The sequence below is a fragment of the Acidimicrobiia bacterium genome, assembly GCA_040881685.1.
Lineage (GTDB): Bacteria > Actinomycetota > Acidimicrobiia > IMCC26256 > PALSA-555 > SHVJ01.
Genome location: JBBECS010000041.1, coordinates 1 through 15,504, shown reverse-complemented (window position 1 = coordinate 15,504; position 15,504 = coordinate 1). Strand labels below are relative to the sequence as shown.

Genomic DNA, 15,504 nt, shown 5'->3' with positions numbered 1-15,504 from the left:
GGTGTCGGCCAGGCCCTTGCGGGCACCGTGCGTCGAGATGAAGTACTCGAGCACGGACAGGCCCTCACGGAAGCTGGACTTCACCGGGCGCGGGATGATCTCGCCACGCGGGTTGGCCACGAGGCCGCGCATGCCGGCGATCTGTCGCACCTGGACGATGTTCCCGCGGGCACCCGAGCCCACCATCATGTCGATGGGGTTGAACTGCTCGGAGGACATCTCCTTCTCCATCGCCTCCCGAACCTGGTCGGTGGCGTCGGTCCAGATCTCGATCTCCTTCTGGCGCCGCTCGTCGTCGGTGATGATCCCGCGGTCGTACTGCTGCTCGATCTTCTCGGCCTCGGCCTCGAAGTGCTCGAGGAGTGCACCCTTGGTCCGTGGGGTCTTGACGTCGGCCATGGAGATGGTGAGGCCGGCGCGCGTCGAGTACTCGAAGCCGAGGTCCTTCAGGTTGTCCAGGCTCCCGGCAACCTCGGCGCGCGAATAGCTCTCTACGAGCTCGCCGACGATCGCGGTCAGCTCGCGCTTCTTGAGGCCGGCCTTGGTCTCACCGGTGTACGGGAAGTCGGGCGGGAACGCCTCGTTGAAGAGGAGCCGACCGACGGTGCTCTCGACGAGGACCGTCGCCTCGCCGTTCTCGCCGTGATTGGGTCGACTCCGCTGCGTGTCGCGGCGCAGGACGACCCGGTCGGGATTCTTGTCGTCGCGCTCGGGGAACTGCTCGGTCGGGAACCGCCGACCCGACATGCGCACCTTGATCTTGGCGTGCAGGTCGATGCCGTAGGTCGCATCCTCACCGTTGCCCGGCTCGAGCCGCTGGTCGTAGGCGAGCACAGCCTCGTCGAGTGACGAGAACACGCGGCCTTCACCCGGCGCGCCCTCGACGACCTCGGTGAGGTAGTAGCAGCCGATGATCATGTCCTGCGACGGCACCGCGATCGGGCGACCGTGCGCGGGCGAGAGGATGTTGTGCGCGGACAGCATGAGGATGCGCGCCTCGGCCTGGGCCTCCGACGACAGCGGCAGGTGCACCGCCATCTGGTCACCGTCGAAGTCGGCGTTGAACGCCGCACACACGAGCGGGTGGATCTGGATCGCCTTGCCCTCGACGAGCACCGGCTCGAACGCCTGGATGCCGAGACGGTGAAGGGTTGGCGCGCGGTTCAGGAACACCGGGTGCTCCTTGATGACCTCTTCGAGCACGTCCCACACCTGCGGACGCGCGCGCTCGACCATTCGCTTGGCCGACTTGATGTTCTGAGCGAACTCGAGGTCGACCAGGCGCTTCATGACGAACGGCTTGAAGAGCTCGAGCGCCATCTGCTTGGGCAGACCGCACTGCTGGAGCTTGAGCTGCGGGCCAACCACGATGACCGAACGGCCCGAGTAGTCGACGCGCTTGCCGAGCAGGTTCTGACGGAACCGGCCCTGCTTGCCCTTGAGCATGTCGGAGAGCGACTTGAGCGCACGGTTGCCGGGGCCCGTGACCGGACGCCCGCGGCGACCGTTGTCGAAGAGCGCGTCGACGGCCTCCTGGAGCATGCGCTTCTCGTTGTTGATGATGATCTCGGGCGCGCCGAGGTCGAGCAGTCGCTTCAACCGGTTGTTGCGGTTGATGACGCGGCGGTAGAGGTCGTTGAGGTCGGACGTGGCGAAGCGGCCACCGTCGAGCTGCACCATCGGGCGCAGGTCGGGCGGGATCACCGGCACCGCGTCGAGCACCATGCCCATCGGCGAGTTGATCGTGCGGCCGTGCATGTCGAGCCGGTTGAACGCTGACGTGACCTTCAGGCGCTTGATGGCCTTGGCCTTGCGCTGGCCCTTGGCCGTCGCGATGACTTCCTTGAGGTTGGTCTCCTCGTCGGGCATCTCGAGGCGCGAGATGAGGTCCTTGACCGCCTCTGCGCCCATGTTGCCGGTGAAGTACTCGTCATAGCGGTCGCGCAGCTCGCGCCACACGCGCTCGTCGTCGACGATCTGCTTCGGAGCCAGCTTCTCGAACGTGGTCCAGACCGTCTTCAGGTGGTCCAGCTCGGCCGCGGCCCGATCGTTGATCTCGTCGACGTCCTTGGCGCGCGCCTTCTCGGCCCGCTCGAGGTCGGCCTTGCGGGCGTTGCCACTCGCCGACTGGCTCTCGAGCTCGGCGAGCTCCTTCTCGAACTCCTGGTCGCGCGCCGCGAGGCGGGCGTCGCGCTCCTTCTCGAGGTCGGCGACCTCGGCCCGGATGTCGGCCTCGAGCTCGGCCTGATCCTTGTGACGGCGCTCGTCGTCCACCCAAGTGATGAGGTGCGCGGCGAAGTAGATGACCTTCTCGAGGGTCTTGGGTGCGATGTCGAGGAGGTAGCCGAGGCGACTCGGAACACCCTTGAAGTACCAGATGTGCGTGACGGGCGCGGCCAGCTCGATGTGCCCCATGCGCTCGCGGCGCACCTTCGAGCGCGTGACCTCGACGCCACAGCGCTCGCAGATGATCCCCTTGAACCGGACGCGCTTGTACTTGCCGCAGTAGCACTCCCAGTCCTTGGTAGGACCGAAGATCTTCTCGCAGAACAAGCCGTCCTTCTCAGGCTTGAGCGTGCGGTAGTTGATCGTCTCGGGCTTCTTCACCTCGCCGTTTGACCACATGCGGATCTGCTCCGCGGTCGCCAGCGCGATGGACAGCCGTGCGCTCTCGTTCACGTCATGCATGAGTGCTCGTCACTCCCACTCTCGGCCCTGCGGGCCGGGCCGTTCGGGCCCCGGCTCGCTGCTTGTCGGGGTACCCGCCCCGCGGTCGCTCACCTAATACCTCGCCTGCTCGCGTGCTCGGGCTGCGTCCTCTTCATCGGTGCCGCGCTCAGGCCTCGACAAGTCGATGCCGAGCGCTTCGGTGGTGCGGAAGGCGTCCTCGTCGAGCTCGCGGATTTCGACCTCCTGGCCGAGCTCGTTCATCACGCGGACGTTCAGGCAGAGCGCCTGCATCTCCTTGATGAGCACCTTGAAGCTCTCGGGGATGCCGGGCTCGGGGATGTTCTCGCCCTTCACGATCGCCTCATAGACCTTGACGCGACCGAGCACGTCGTCGGACTTGATCGTGAGGATCTCCTGGAGTGCGTACGCCGCGCCGTAGGCCTCGAGCGCCCACACCTCCATCTCGCCGAAGCGCTGGCCACCGAACTGCGCCTTCCCACCCAGCGGCTGCTGCGTGATCATCGAGTACGGGCCGGTGGAGCGGGCGTGGATCTTGTCGTCCACGAGGTGCGCGAGCTTCAGGATGTACATGTAGCCGACGGTGACCGGCCGGTCGTACGACGCGCCGGTGCGGCCGTCGTAGAGCACCGCCTTGCCGTCGTTGCTGACGAGGCGCGAGCCATCGTCGCCGTCGGGATGCAGCTTCTCGAAGAGCTGCTGGATCGTGCCGGTGATCCCGCCCTGGTCGGTCTCGTCCCAGTGGGCGCCGTCGAACACAGGGCTGCTCACCCACACCGACGGCTCGGTGACGGTGCGCGTCTTGGCCTCGGTTCGCGGCGCGACGCGCTTGCCCTCCCAGCCGTGGCGGGCCACATAGCCGAGGTGCGCCTCGAGCACCTGGCCGACGTTCATGCGGCTCGGCACACCCAGCGGGTTGAGGATGATGTCGACGGGCGTGCCGTCGGCCATGTAGGGCATGTCCTCGACGGGCAGGATCTTGGCGATCACGCCCTTGTTGCCGTGGCGGCCGGCGAGCTTGTCGCCCTCGCTGATCTTGCGCTTCTGGCCCACGTAGACGCGCACGAGCTGGTTCACGCCCGGCGGGAGCTCGTGGCCCTCGTCGCGCGAGAACTTGCGGACGTCGATGACCTTTCCGGTCTCGCCGTGGGGCACCTTCAGCGAGGTGTCGCGGACCTCGCGCGCCTTCTCACCGAAGATCGCGCGCAGCAGTCGCTCTTCCGGGGTGAGCTCGGTCTCACCCTTCGGTGTGACCTTGCCGACGAGGATGTCGCCGGGCCCGACCTCGGCACCGATGCGGATGATGCCGTCCTCGTCGAGGTCCTTGAGGATGTCCTCGGACAGGTTCGGGATGTCGCGCGTGATCTCCTCGGCGCCCAGCTTCGTGTCGCGGGCGTCGATCTCGTGCTCCTCGATGTGGATGGACGTGAGCACGTCGTCCTTCACGAGGCGCTCGGAGAGCACAATCGCGTCCTCGAAGTTGTGACCCTTCCACGGCATGAACGCCACGAGCAGGTTCTTGCCGAGCGCGAGCTCGCCCTCGTGGGTGGATGGGCCGTCGGCGAGGATGTCGCCTTCCTTCACCACGTCGCCGGTGTCGACGAGCGGCTTCTGGTTGATGCACGTGCCCTGGTTGGAGCGACGGAACTTCGACAGCCGGTAGTTGACCTTGCCCTTGCGCGTGCCGCTGTCGTACTCGACGACGAGCGCGTCGCCCGACACGTCGGTGACCCGCCCGTCGCCCTCGGCGAGGATCAGGTCTCCCGCGTCGCGAGCCGCGCGTGCCTCGACCCCGGTGCCGATGAAGGGCGCGGTCGGCCGCAGGACGGGCACGGCCTGACGCTGCATGTTGGCGCCCATGAGCGCGCGGTTGGCGTCATCGTGCTCGAGGAACGGGATGAGCGCCGTGGCCACCGACACGATCTGCTTCGGTGACACGTCCATGTAGTCGACCTCGGTTGGGGCGACGTACGCGACCTCGCCGCGACGAGCCCGCACCAGGACCTTCTCGTCCTGGAACTTGCCCTGGTCGTCGACGCTGGCGTTGGCCTGCGCGATGACGTAGCGGTCCTCGTCGTCGGCTGCGAGGTACTCGATCTTGCGGGTGGCGCGGCCGCTGTCGACCTTGCGGTACGGCGTCTCGATGAAGCCGAACCGGTTGATGCGGGCGTACGTAGAGAGGTAACCGATGAGGCCGATGTTCGGGCCTTCCGGCGTCTCGATCGGGCACATCCGGCCGTAGTGGCTGGGGTGCACGTCTCGGACCTCGAAGCCGGCGCGCTCACGCGAGAGGCCACCGGGCCCGAGGGCCGAGAGGCGGCGCTTGTGGGTGAGGCCGGCCAGCGGGTTCGTCTGGTCCATGAACTGGCTGAGCTGGCTGGAGCCGAAGAACTCCTTGATGGCCGCCACGACCGGGCGGATGTTGATCAGCGTCTGCGGCGTGATCGCCTCGACGTCCTGGGTGGTCATGCGCTCGCGCACGACCCGCTCCATACGCGAGAGCCCCACCCGCACCTGGTTCTGGATGAGCTCGCCCACCGACCGCACGCGCCGGTTGCCGAAGTGGTCGATGTCGTCGCGGAAGTAGTCGTCGGGCTGGTCGTTCGAATGCAGCTTCACGAGGTACGACACCGTCGCCAGGATGTCGGCGCGCGACAGTTGGTAGTCGACCTTGCCCTTCTCGGGGTCGGCGTTGGGCGTCTTGAGGTCGTACTTGGAGAGGGGGAGCTTCTTGTACTCGTCGATGAGCTTCTTCGACACCTTGTGCCGGCCGACCTTGGCCATGTCGTAGCGCTTGGGGTTGAAGAAGAGGTTCTCGAGCAGCTGGCGCGCCGAGTCGGGCGTGGGGGGCTCGCCCGGGCGCAGCTTGCGGTAGATGTCGATGAACGCCGCTTCGGCGTCTTCGGTGTTGTCCTTCGCCAGCGTGTTCAGGATCGACTGGTACGGCGCGCCGTTCGGGTCGAGGATGAGCGTGGCCAGCTCTTCGGGCGTCTCGCCGAAGCCGAGCGCTTTGAGCAGGATCGTGACCGGCTGCTTGCGCTTGCGGTCGATGCGGACGTAGACGATGTCCTTCTTGTCGACTTCGAACTCGAGCCACGCGCCACGGCCCGGGATCACCTTGGCGTCGACGATGTCCTTCTCGGGCTGGGTCTTGTCGGAGCTGATGTTGAAGTAGACGCCAGGCGAGCGGACGAGCTGCGAGACCACGATGCGCTCGGTGCCGTTGATGATGAACGTGCCGCGGTCGGTCATCATCGGGAAGTCGCCCATGAAGACCGTCTGTTCCTTGATCTCACCGGTCTGGGCGTTCATGAACCGGGCCGTCACGAAGAGCGGCCGGGCGTAGGTCATGTCTCGCTCGCGGCACTCGTCCTCGGAGTGCTTCGGCGGGTCGAAGACATGGTCGGCCAGCTCGAGCTTCAGCGTGGCGGTGAAGTCTTCGATCGGGGAGATGTCGGCGAGGACCTCGGCGATGCCCTCCTCGACGAAGTGGCTGAAGGACTCACGCTGGACCGCGATGAGGTCGGGGAGCTCGAGGACCTCCGGCAACCGGGAGAAGGACAGTCGTTCGCGGGACGCGAGACGAGGCAAGGCGACTCCTTACAGCGAGATGGCGCGCGCGCGGATCAGGGTGGAGATATTCAGCGGTGACACGAACGGGCAGACACGGCTAGGACGAGTTTACTGAGACCCGTCCGGCTCTGCAACACGCGTCGGTGAAGGACCCCCTTCGGGGGCCCTTCTCTAGGTCGGGAACCCTAGGACGGCCCCTTCGTCAGGTCAAGGTTCTCCCGCAGAGGCCATCTAGGCCGGGAAATTGGCCCCGCAGGCGGGGAAAGCCTCGACATAGGAGTCGTCGAGGATCACGTACTCCGCTTCGGTGGGCTCGCGGCCCTCGGCGAAGACCTCGTCGAACAGAGCAATGACCTCGGGGTCGGTGCTCACGAAGTCGCCGACGCACAATGCGGTCCCGAGCGGGACGCCGGCCGACGCCACGTCCAGCACGGTGAAGACCCGGCCGCCGAGCACGTTGTAGAACGCGCTCTCGAAGCTCTCGATGGTCGGCTCGGTGACACCCTCGGACTCGCAAGCGGTGAACGCGACGATCTCGCCATCACGGGACACCTGGACCGCGCCGTCGGGCATCTCCGCCATCCAGGCCGTGAGGGCATCCTCGAGCTGGTCGGTGTCGAGATCGGTGTCACCCGTGATGTTCACGCGAACGCAGGCGTCTCCAGCCTTCTGGAACCCGACGTACCGGTCGCCGCCCCATCCGGTCACGGCCTCGAGCGCGGTGCGCGCGTCGAGACGGGTCGAGAGCATGAGGTAGAGCGTGATCACGCCGAACTGCTCCGGGGCGTAGGCCCGCTTCTCGCCCTTGGTGAGCTTGGGCTTCGGCACCTTCTTCGCCGGCTGCCGCTGCTTCAGCGCGACGGGGTCGATGAGCACCTCTTCGGTCTTCGGTGGGTTCTTGAAGGCGCGGTCGCGCCCGCTCGTCCCACCTTCGGGATCGAGCGCGTACACGAAGGCCTCTCCGAGGATGTACGGAGCCGACGAGTACACATCGAGCGCGTACGGCACGCCCTCGGGCAGCTCCTCGCCAACCACGTCCTCGACGAAGCCGTAGTACTCGTCTTGGTCGGCCGGCGAGAGCGTGTCGAGGTAGGCGTTTTCGACGGTGGTCGCGTCGCCCTCGAGGAGGAAGTCGAGTGCGTAGGCTTGGCTTCCGTCCTTGGCCTTGTCGTACAGCTTGTCGATGTCGAAGTGCTGGTCCTGGACGGTGTGGACCAGCTCGTGCACGATCGTGACGCGGGCGTCGATCGACTTGGCGCCCTTGCTGCGAACGACGAGCTCTTCCGTCTCCGGGTCGTAATAGCCAACCACGCTCTCGGCGGCGAGGTCCTCGCTCGCTTGTGAGAGATCGATCTGTTCGCCGACGAGTCCGAGCGCCAACAGCTCGCCCGCCAGCTGCTTGTCGAGCTCGCGTTCGTTCTTGGTGAGCTTCTGGTCCGACCGCAGCTCCTTCTCGAGCTCCTTGTCGGAGAGGAAGCGAACCTTGACCGGGTGGTCGAAGTCGAGGCCGCGCTGCTCCTCGACGAAGTCGACGAACGGGAGCACTCGCTCGTCCCACTCCTTGGGCGCCTTCGGCTGGCCCTTGGCGTAGGCCGTCGGCGCCCAGAGGGAACCGAGCGCGACGACGAGGGCCACGACAACGACCCGGCCCCGCCGATTCATCTGTGCCCCTGCCAGTTGACTCGACGAAGCGCTACTTGACCTCGACGGTTGCGCCAGCCGCTTCGAGCTGCGCCTTGGCCTTGTCTGCGTCTTCCTTCGAGGCCTTCTCGAGGACGGGCTTCGGTGCGCTGTCGACGAGATCCTTGGCCTCTTTCAGTCCGAGGCTCGTGAGCGAACGAACCTCCTTGATGACCTGGATCTTCGTGTCGCCGGCGGCCGTGAGGATCACGTCGAACTCGTCCTGCTCCTCGGCACCCGCGGCTGCGCCGTCACCTGCTGCGGCGACCGGGCCGGCCGCGACTGCAACCGGTGCGGCGGCGGTCACGCCGAACTCCTCCTCGAAGGCCTTCAGGAACTCGTTCAGCTCGAGAACGGTCATGTTCTTGAAGACATCGAGCAGATCGGTCGTGCTCATCGTTGCCATGTCACTCCTCCTCATCTCTGGCCTCGCTCGCTGCGGCCGGGGAACCATCTCCCTGGTCCGCGGTCGCTTGCTCGGCATCGGTCTCTTCCGCCTCCGACGGGGCGGCGAGGTCTTGGGTCGGTTCAGTCGTCTCGACGGCTTCCGGCTCAGCTGCGGTCTCGCCGCCGGCAACACGCTGGTCGACGTACGCCAACACGCCGTACGCGAAGTTGCGCGTGAACGCTTGGAACAGACCGGCGGCCTTGGTGAGCGGCGCCTGGAACCCGCCCGCGAGACGGGCGAGCAGCACGTCACGCGGCTGGATGTCGGCGAGCGACTCGACCTCCGTGGCCGTCAGCACTCTCGGCCCGAGCAGACCGCCCTTGAGGATCAGCTCGGGATTGATGCGGCCGAAGTCACGCAGCGCCTTCGCGGCGACGACGGCATCGCCGTGCACGAACGCGATCGCCACCGGTCCTTCGAGCATCGGGACGAGCTCGTCGAGCCCGGCTGTCTCGACGGCACGCCGAGCGAGCGAGTTCTTGAAGACCTTGTACTCGGTGCCAGCCGGTCGCAGCGCGCCGCGGAGCTCGGCGAGCTGCGTGACGGTGAGGCCGCGGTACTCGGTGAGCACGGCCGCGTCGGAGTCGGTCAGCTTCGCCCGGATCTCGTCGACGACGGCGGTCTTCTCAGGTCTTGCCATGCATGCTCCCGAAACGAAAAAGCGGGTGCCTCAGACACGCGAGGACACCCGATTGCGGGAGTCGCCTCGTCCGGCGGGCCGGAGCCCATTACCTGCCCGATCACTCGAGCAGACCGAAGGTCTGTGGCAACGATCAGTTGTGAAGTGGCGCAGCGTAGTGGCTCACCCGCCCGCTGGGCCAACGAACAAAGGTTTTGGCGTCGCTGACTGAGCCGCTTATGCGGCGGCGACGCCCTTGACGCTGTCTTCGAGCTTGGCGAAGGCGGGATCGATCTGCACGCCGGGACCCATGGTGGTGGACGCAACCGCAGACTTCACATACTTGCCCTTCGACGCCGCGGGCTTGGCCCGCAGGATCTCGTCCAGCACTGCGTGATAGTTCTCGAGCAGCGCCTGCGCGTCGAAGCTCGCCTTGCCGACCGGCACGTGGACGTTGCCGTTGCGATCGGTGCGGTACTCGACCTTGCCCGCTTTGAACTCGCCGACGGTCTTGCCGATCTCGTTGGTGACCGTGCCCGTCTTGGGGTTCGGCATGAGGCCACGGGGTCCGAGGGTGCGCCCGAGCTTGCCTACCTGGGCCATCAGGTCGGGCGTGGCGATGGCCACGTCGAAGTCCAGGAAGCCCTCTTCGATGCGCTTGATGAGGTCGTCGACGCCCACGACGTCGGCGCCCGCAGCCTCGGCTTCGCGTGCGGCGTCGCCAGCCGCGAACACCGCCACCCGTGCGCTCTTCCCGGTTCCGTGCGGAAGGGACACCGTGCCGCGGATCATCTGCTCGGCCTTGCGAGGATCCACTCCGAGCCGGAACGCGACGTCGACCGTCTCGTCGAACTTCTTCTTCGCCCCCGCCTTCACCAGCTCGAAGGCCTCGGCCGGGGGGTACAGCCGCTCGGGGTCGAGCTGCTTGACCGCGTCGTCGTAGACCTTGCCGTGCTTCGTCATGCGCTCGTCATTCCTCGCCTTCATCGTCGACCGGTGGCGGAGCCGGCCGCTTCTCACTCACGTCGATGCCCATGGACCGAGCAGTGCCTTCGACCTGCGCGATCGCACCCTCGATGTCGATGGCATTGAGGTCGGGCATCTTGGTCTCGGCGATCTTGCGAACCTGATCGTTCGTGACCATTCCCACCTTCTCCGTGCGCACATTCTGCGCGCCCTTCTCCACTCCGGCCGCCTGACGCAGCAGGAACGGGGTGGGCGGCGTCTTGGTGATGAACGTGAACGACCGGTCCTCGAAGATGGCGATCTCGGCCGGGATCACGAGCCCGCGCTGGTTCTCGGTCGCGGCGTTGTACGCCTTGCAGAAGTCCATGATGTTGATGCCGTGCGGGCCGAGCGCGGTCCCGACCGGCGGTGCCGGCGTGGCCTGCCCGGCCGGGATCTGGATCTTCACGGTGGCCGCAAGCTTCTTCTTGGCCATGACGAACGGTTCCTCTTCCTCTTCTAGAGCTTCGCGACTTGGCCGAACTCGAGCTCGACCGGGGTCTCGCGCCCGAAGATGTTCACGAGCACCTTGAGCTTGGACCGGTCGACGTCGATCTCAGCGATCGCACCGTTGAAATCGGCGAACGGGCCGGTGACGACGCGCACCTGCTCGCCCTCCTCGAACTCCACACGCGGCCTCACCTTCTTCTCGACCGCCGGGGTGCCGTCGAGCTTCTCGACACCGAGGATGTCCTCGACTTCCTTGCGGGACAGCGGTGTTGGCTTCGAGCCGCTCGGACCGACAAAACCGGTGACGCCGGGCGTGTTGCGCACCACATACCAGGAGTCGTCGTCGAGATCCATGCGGACGAGCAGGTATCCCGGGAAGACCTTCTTCTGCACGACGCGCCGTTGGCCGCCCTTGAACTCGATCACATCCTCCATGGGGATGATGACCTCGAAGATGCGCTCCTCGACGTGCATCGAGCGGATGCGGTTGGCGAGGTTCGACTTCACCTTGTTCTCGTAGCCCGCGTAGGTGTGCACGACGTACCAACCACCGGGTCGGTCGTATGGGCTGGGCTCGGCTGGAGCAGCGGGGACGTCGCTCTCGTCGCCCTCGCCGTCGTCGATCTCGACCACGTCGACGAGCTCGGCCGACGCGTCGAGGGTCGCCGCTGGTGCTTCTGCGACGGCTGCGTCCGCGACGACGGCATCCGCGGCGGCCTCGGCGGCGCGCGCGGCGGCCTGTGCGGCGGCTTCGGCCTGGGCCTGATCGGCTTCTTCGATGAGGTGATCGCCGCGCGCGTTCTCGAGCAACGCGCCGACCCGATCCTCGAGTCCGGCCTCGTCGGCAGCCTCCGGCGCCTGCGGCTCGACCTCTTCGGTCGGCGCCTCGGGCTCGGCGTCGTCGGACGGCTCGGTGGTCGTGTGGTCGGTGAAGTTGGTCGTCATGATCAGTCGAAGAGGAAGAGGACGAGCTGCGACGAGCCGTAGTCGAAGCCGAAGATGAGGGTGGTCATGAACACGACCGCGATCAATACGACGATCGTGGAGTTCACGACTTCCTTGCGGCTGGGCCAGGCGACCTTCTTGAGCTCGCCGCGCACCTCACGCAGGTACTGGCGCGGGCCAACGCGCTCCTTGCGGGCTTCGTCTCGCGCCGCCGGACGCTGACGGCGATCAGGCGCGGCGGGGCGATCGCCGCCCTGGCGCTGCATCAGCCGCTTCGTCTGTCGGTTCACGCGTCTTCGCCTCGGTCGCTGGTTCGTTGAGCAGGGCAGGAGGGACTCGAACCCCCAACCGCCGGTTTTGGAGACCGGTGCTCTACCAATTGAGCTACTGCCCTCCGGTGCCACCGGCGTGCGGGGGCCAGCCGCCCAGGTTACATGACACCCACCCCGGCGCCCCAAGGCGCGGCCCGTCAGGTAGTGGCGAGGGCGGTGGCGGCGCGGCGGCGAGACCGCTGCACCGCGATGATCGCCGCCGCGGCACCGGCCGCGGCGACGGCACCACCGATGGCGCCGGCGTACGCGACCCGCCGCTTGTTGAGCAGCGAGCGGATCGCGTGCTGCTCGGACGCGTCGCCGATCGCGGCGAGCGTGAGACCGAGAAGCCCAGGGGCGGGCTCGAGGAACTGGGTGCGCAGCAGCTGGAGCCCGCGCAGCATCCGGCGGTAGCGGGCGAGCTCGGCCTGGCAGCGCAGGCAGGACTCGACGTGGCTCTGCACCGGGAGCGCGACGGGCGCATCGTCGTCGAGGGTCGACGGGATCAGCAGGGCGACTTCCTCACACCGCATGCGCTGACCTCTCGTCGACGTCGTCCAGCAGGTCCCGAAGCTTCTTTCGGCCTCGATGGAGCCGGACTTTCGCGGCAGCGACGGAGATCCCGAGCTCCTCGGCGATGGCCTCGTGGGGCAGGCCGTACACGTCCTTGAGGATCACGATCTGCCGAAGCGTCTGGGGGAGGCGATCGACGGCCTCGGTGAGCTCGGCCAGGCCGGCGACCGACTCCGCCATCGCCTCGGGTCGGGCCTCGAGCCGAACATCGACCGGCTCCTCGATGTCTTCGAGGTTGGCGGTGCGGTGGCGCTTGCGCTTCTGCACGTGCGTGTACGAGGCGTTGGCAGTGATGCGGTACATCCACGTCGTGAACTGCGCGTCACCGCGGAAGCGCATCAAGCCTTTCCAGGCCCTGAGGTACGCATCCTGCACCACGTCCCGTGCATCCTCCTCATTGCCGGTGAGGCGCATGGCCAGGGTGTAGGTGTCGACGTAGGTCCGTCGCACCAGCTCGTCGAACGCCGGCCGGGATCCTTCCCGGGCGGCTTCCACGAGCCCCTGGAGGTCGTCGCGCTCGCCGGATTCGTTGGTCTGCATAGGACTCCTGACGACCCTACGGCGTTACCTGTGGGTAGGGCGAAACAATGGTGCGAGCACGGCTGCCCTGCGGTTGGAGCGGGTGCCAGACTCCCGCACGTGAAGTTCGGGCTGTTCTACGAGCACCAGGTGCCGCGGCCGTGGTCGGACCGCGACGAGGGCCAGGTGTTCCAGGAGGCGTTGGAGCAGGCCGAGCTGGCCGATCGGCTCGGGATCGACTGCCTCTGGCTCGTCGAGCACCACTTCCTCGAGGAGTACAGCCATTCCAGTGCGCCCGAGGTATTCCTGGGCGCGGTGTCGCAGCGCACGAAGCGGCTTCGGCTCGGTCACGGGATCGTGCAGATGCCTCCGCAGTTCAACCATCCGGCCCGCGTGGCCGAGCGGGTGTCCACCCTCGATCGATTGTCGGGCGGGCGCGTCGAGTTCGGCACCGGAGAGTCGTCGTCGGGCGCCGAGCTCGGCGGCTTCGGCATCGACCCGGACGACAAGCGCGCCGCGTGGGACGAAGGCCTGCGGGTCGCGTTGCGGTGCATGACCGAGGCGCCGTTCACCGGCCACCGAGGTCGCTTCGTGACGATGCCCCCGCGCAACGTCGTACCCAAGCCAAAGCAGAAGCCGCATCCGCCGGTGTGGGTGGCGTGCACGCGCCGGGAGACGATCCACCTCGCGGCTCAATATGGGATCGGGGCGTTGAGCTTCGCGTTCTTCGACCCTGAGGAGGCGATGCATTGGGTCGATGACTACTACTCGACGCTCGCGACCGAATGCGTTCCGGTCGGTGACGCCGTGAACGCCAACATCGCGTGCGTGACGAGCTTCATGTGCCACAACGACGCGGCCGAAGCCGTTGCACGCGGCGCAGAGGGCTCGAACTTCCTCGGTTACTCGCTCGGGCACTACTACGTGTTCGGGCGGCACCGCCCCGGGCAGACCGACCTCTGGTCGGAGTACCGCGAGCAGCGCGCGGAGCACGGCTACGACCCCGACGCGGTCGCGGCAGCCGTGGCCAAGGACGTGGGTCTCCAAGCCAAGGCAATGGAGGACGGCACCACCGGTTTGCGCGGCGCGATGGGGACGCCCGAGCAGGTGCGCGGGTATCTCCGCCGGTATGAGGAGTACGGCGTCGATCAGGTCATCCTCTCAAGCGCCGCGGGCCGCAACCGCCACGAGCACGTCTGCGAGAGCCTCGAGCTGTTCGCGCGCGAAGTGATGCCAGAGTTCCAGGAGCGTGAGGAGCAGCGCGAGCGGCAGAAGGCGGCTCGGCTCGAGCCGGTGATCGAGACGGCGATGGCCCGCAAGCCCGCCGAGGACCACCCGCCGCTCGACCCCGACTACGAAATAGCCGCGCTCCCGCGAGCCGACGCTGACCGCGGCGACTCCATGAAGTTCCACCGCTGGCTCGACGAATACGCGGAGAAGATCGCGAGCGGCGAGGACGTCAGCAAGCGCCTGGCGGACTAGGGACGATTCGAGGGCTGTGCAACGCGACGCGGCGCTCATCGAGGTGGGGCTCAACGAGGCGACGATGCGCGCGCAGAACCCGAACGTCGCGTACTCGCCAACCGAGTGCGCAGACGACGCCACTCGGTGCTTCGAGGCCGGCGCCGCGGTGGTGCATTGGCACGCGCGCGACGGTGTGACGGGTGAGCAGCGACTCGGGAATGCGCAGCTCTCGGGCGAAGCGCTCGACTTGATGCGCGCCGCGGGCGGGCTCGCCTACCCGAGCTACCCCGTCGACATCCCAGTCGAGCAACGCCTCGACCACGTGTGGACGCTGCAAGAGCGCAACGGGCTGGAGATCGCGCCGGTCGACATCGGCTCGGTGAGCGTCGTCATCTGGGACGAGCGATCGCACGATCTCGTGGGAGTCGAAGCCTCGTGGGAGCGCGGCGTGGTGGCCAACCCGATCGCCTTCACCGTCGATGCGCTCGAGCGAGCCGGAAAGCTCGGCATGGTGCCGAGTCTCGGCGCGTTCGACCTCGGCTTCACGCGCACGATGGTGCTGCTGCACGAGTCCGGGCGACTCGCAGCGCCTGTGTTCCTGAAGATCTTCTTGTCGGGCGCGTGGGCGGTCGGCCCGTTCCCGAGCGAGGAGGCGATCGACTTCCACCTGCGCCAGATCCCCACCGACCTCGACGTCGAGTGGGTCGTCGTGCCGTACTCGCTGGCCGACGCGGCGCTCATCGAGCGCTTGTCACGGCACGCGCTCGCACGCGGCGGAGGGATCCGGGTGGGGATCGGCGACAATCCCGCCGCGTATCCCAACGCGACGAACGCCGAGCTCGTGGAACGCGCCGTGGGTTGGTGTGCCGACGCCGGTCGGGCCGTCGCGACCACGGCCGACGTGAGAGAACGGTTCGCCCTCGGCTGAGTCCCCCGTTGGGTGCGTCTTTGAGCCCGGAAGAGCCGGGTGAGGGACGCACCAAAGGGGGTCGGTGGACTAGCGCGTCTCCTTGTGGAGCGTGTGCCGCTTGTCCCAGCGGCAGTACTTCTTCATCTCGATGCGGTCACGATCGTTGGTCTTGTTCTTCATCGTGATGTAGTTGCGCCGCTTGCACTCCTCGCAGGCGAGGGTGACCTTCACGCGCTTGTCGCTGCGAGCCATGTCTTCGTTCCCCTACTTGTTGATCTTGGTGACGCGGCCGGCGCCGACGGTGCGGCCACCCTCACGG

14 protein-coding genes and 1 tRNA gene are annotated in these 15,504 nt (G+C 67.1%); 2 read left to right on the top strand and 13 right to left on the bottom strand.

The window, feature by feature from the left end; all coding sequences use genetic code 11:
• The 12 genes from rpoC to WEE69_10755 all read right to left on the bottom strand — a co-directional run.
• Positions 1-2,688, bottom strand: a 2,688-nt coding sequence (gene rpoC / locus WEE69_10810; GenBank protein ID MEX1145783.1) for a DNA-directed RNA polymerase subunit beta', incomplete at its 3' end; no start/stop codon positions are given.
• Positions 2,689-2,781: 93 nt separating this feature from the next.
• Complete coding sequence (gene rpoB, locus WEE69_10805) at positions 2,782-6,279, bottom strand: DNA-directed RNA polymerase subunit beta (GenBank protein MEX1145782.1); 3,498 nt, start codon at positions 6,277-6,279, stop codon at positions 2,782-2,784.
• Between the two features lie 213 nt (positions 6,280-6,492).
• Positions 6,493-7,923 (bottom strand): hypothetical protein, encoded by a 1,431-nt coding sequence (locus WEE69_10800; protein MEX1145781.1) that lies wholly within the window; start codon positions 7,921-7,923, stop codon positions 6,493-6,495.
• A gap of 31 nt (positions 7,924-7,954) precedes the next feature.
• Positions 7,955-8,347 carry a 50S ribosomal protein L7/L12 gene (rplL, locus tag WEE69_10795; protein MEX1145780.1) on the bottom strand — a complete coding sequence of 131 codons (393 nt, stop codon included), beginning with the start codon at positions 8,345-8,347 and terminating at the stop codon, positions 7,955-7,957.
• Between the two features lies 1 nt (position 8,348).
• Positions 8,349-9,029: a 50S ribosomal protein L10 gene (gene rplJ / locus WEE69_10790; protein ID MEX1145779.1), complete on the bottom strand. Its 681-nt coding sequence runs from the start codon at positions 9,027-9,029 to the stop codon at positions 8,349-8,351.
• A gap of 216 nt (positions 9,030-9,245) precedes the next feature.
• On the bottom strand, positions 9,246-9,971 hold the full coding sequence (gene rplA, locus WEE69_10785) for a 50S ribosomal protein L1 (GenBank protein MEX1145778.1): 726 nt from the start codon (positions 9,969-9,971) through the stop codon (positions 9,246-9,248).
• A gap of 7 nt (positions 9,972-9,978) precedes the next feature.
• Positions 9,979-10,449: a 50S ribosomal protein L11 gene (rplK, locus tag WEE69_10780; GenBank protein MEX1145777.1), complete on the bottom strand. Its 471-nt coding sequence runs from the start codon at positions 10,447-10,449 to the stop codon at positions 9,979-9,981.
• Positions 10,450-10,472: 23 nt separating this feature from the next.
• A complete protein-coding gene (gene nusG, locus WEE69_10775) occupies positions 10,473-11,408 on the bottom strand; it encodes a transcription termination/antitermination protein NusG (protein MEX1145776.1) in 936 nt (311 codons plus the stop codon).
• Between the two features lie 2 nt (positions 11,409-11,410).
• Positions 11,411-11,698 carry a preprotein translocase subunit SecE gene (secE, locus tag WEE69_10770; GenBank protein ID MEX1145775.1) on the bottom strand — a complete coding sequence of 96 codons (288 nt, stop codon included), beginning with the start codon at positions 11,696-11,698 and terminating at the stop codon, positions 11,411-11,413.
• A gap of 31 nt (positions 11,699-11,729) precedes the next feature.
• Positions 11,730-11,802: transfer RNA gene (locus tag WEE69_10765), tRNA-Trp, on the bottom strand.
• A gap of 75 nt (positions 11,803-11,877) precedes the next feature.
• A complete protein-coding gene (locus tag WEE69_10760) occupies positions 11,878-12,252 on the bottom strand; it encodes a hypothetical protein (GenBank protein ID MEX1145774.1) in 375 nt (124 codons plus the stop codon).
• Positions 12,242-12,832 (bottom strand): sigma-70 family RNA polymerase sigma factor, encoded by a 591-nt coding sequence (locus WEE69_10755; protein ID MEX1145773.1) that lies wholly within the window; start codon positions 12,830-12,832, stop codon positions 12,242-12,244. The genes WEE69_10760 and WEE69_10755 overlap by 11 nt, the downstream gene beginning before the upstream one ends.
• A gap of 99 nt (positions 12,833-12,931) precedes the next feature.
• Here WEE69_10755 and WEE69_10750 point away from each other — a divergent pair, with 99 nt between their 5' ends.
• Positions 12,932-14,293: an LLM class flavin-dependent oxidoreductase gene (locus WEE69_10750; protein MEX1145772.1), complete on the top strand. Its 1,362-nt coding sequence runs from the start codon at positions 12,932-12,934 to the stop codon at positions 14,291-14,293.
• Between the two features lie 16 nt (positions 14,294-14,309).
• Entirely contained in the window at positions 14,310-15,203 is an 894-nt protein-coding gene (locus WEE69_10745; GenBank protein ID MEX1145771.1) for a 3-keto-5-aminohexanoate cleavage protein, read from the top strand.
• Between the two features lie 69 nt (positions 15,204-15,272).
• Here the strand turns inward: WEE69_10745 and rpmG are convergent, their stop codons facing one another.
• Positions 15,273-15,437 (bottom strand): 50S ribosomal protein L33, encoded by a 165-nt coding sequence (gene rpmG / locus WEE69_10740; protein ID MEX1145770.1) that lies wholly within the window; start codon positions 15,435-15,437, stop codon positions 15,273-15,275.
• Between the last annotated feature and the right edge of the window lie 67 nt (positions 15,438-15,504).

Bases quoted from the DNA above. Each gene is read 5' to 3' on its own strand.
- WEE69_10760 (MEX1145774.1), bottom strand. From the start codon at position 12,252: ATGCGGTGTGAGGAAGTCGCCCTGCTGATCCCGTCGACCCTCGACGAC.
- WEE69_10755 (MEX1145773.1), bottom strand. From the start codon at position 12,832: ATGCAGACCAACGAATCCGGCGAGCGCGACGACCTCCAGGGGCTCGTG.
- rpmG (MEX1145770.1), bottom strand. From the start codon at position 15,437: ATGGCTCGCAGCGACAAGCGCGTGAAGGTCACCCTCGCCTGCGAGGAG.
- rplJ (MEX1145779.1), bottom strand. From the start codon at position 9,029: ATGGCAAGACCTGAGAAGACCGCCGTCGTCGACGAGATCCGGGCGAAG.
- rplA (MEX1145778.1), bottom strand. From the start codon at position 9,971: ATGACGAAGCACGGCAAGGTCTACGACGACGCGGTCAAGCAGCTCGAC.
- rplK (MEX1145777.1), bottom strand. From the start codon at position 10,449: ATGGCCAAGAAGAAGCTTGCGGCCACCGTGAAGATCCAGATCCCGGCC.
- WEE69_10800 (MEX1145781.1), bottom strand. From the start codon at position 7,923: ATGAATCGGCGGGGCCGGGTCGTTGTCGTGGCCCTCGTCGTCGCGCTC.
- rplL (MEX1145780.1), bottom strand. From the start codon at position 8,347: ATGGCAACGATGAGCACGACCGATCTGCTCGATGTCTTCAAGAACATG.
- nusG (MEX1145776.1), bottom strand. From the start codon at position 11,408: ATGACGACCAACTTCACCGACCACACGACCACCGAGCCGTCCGACGAC.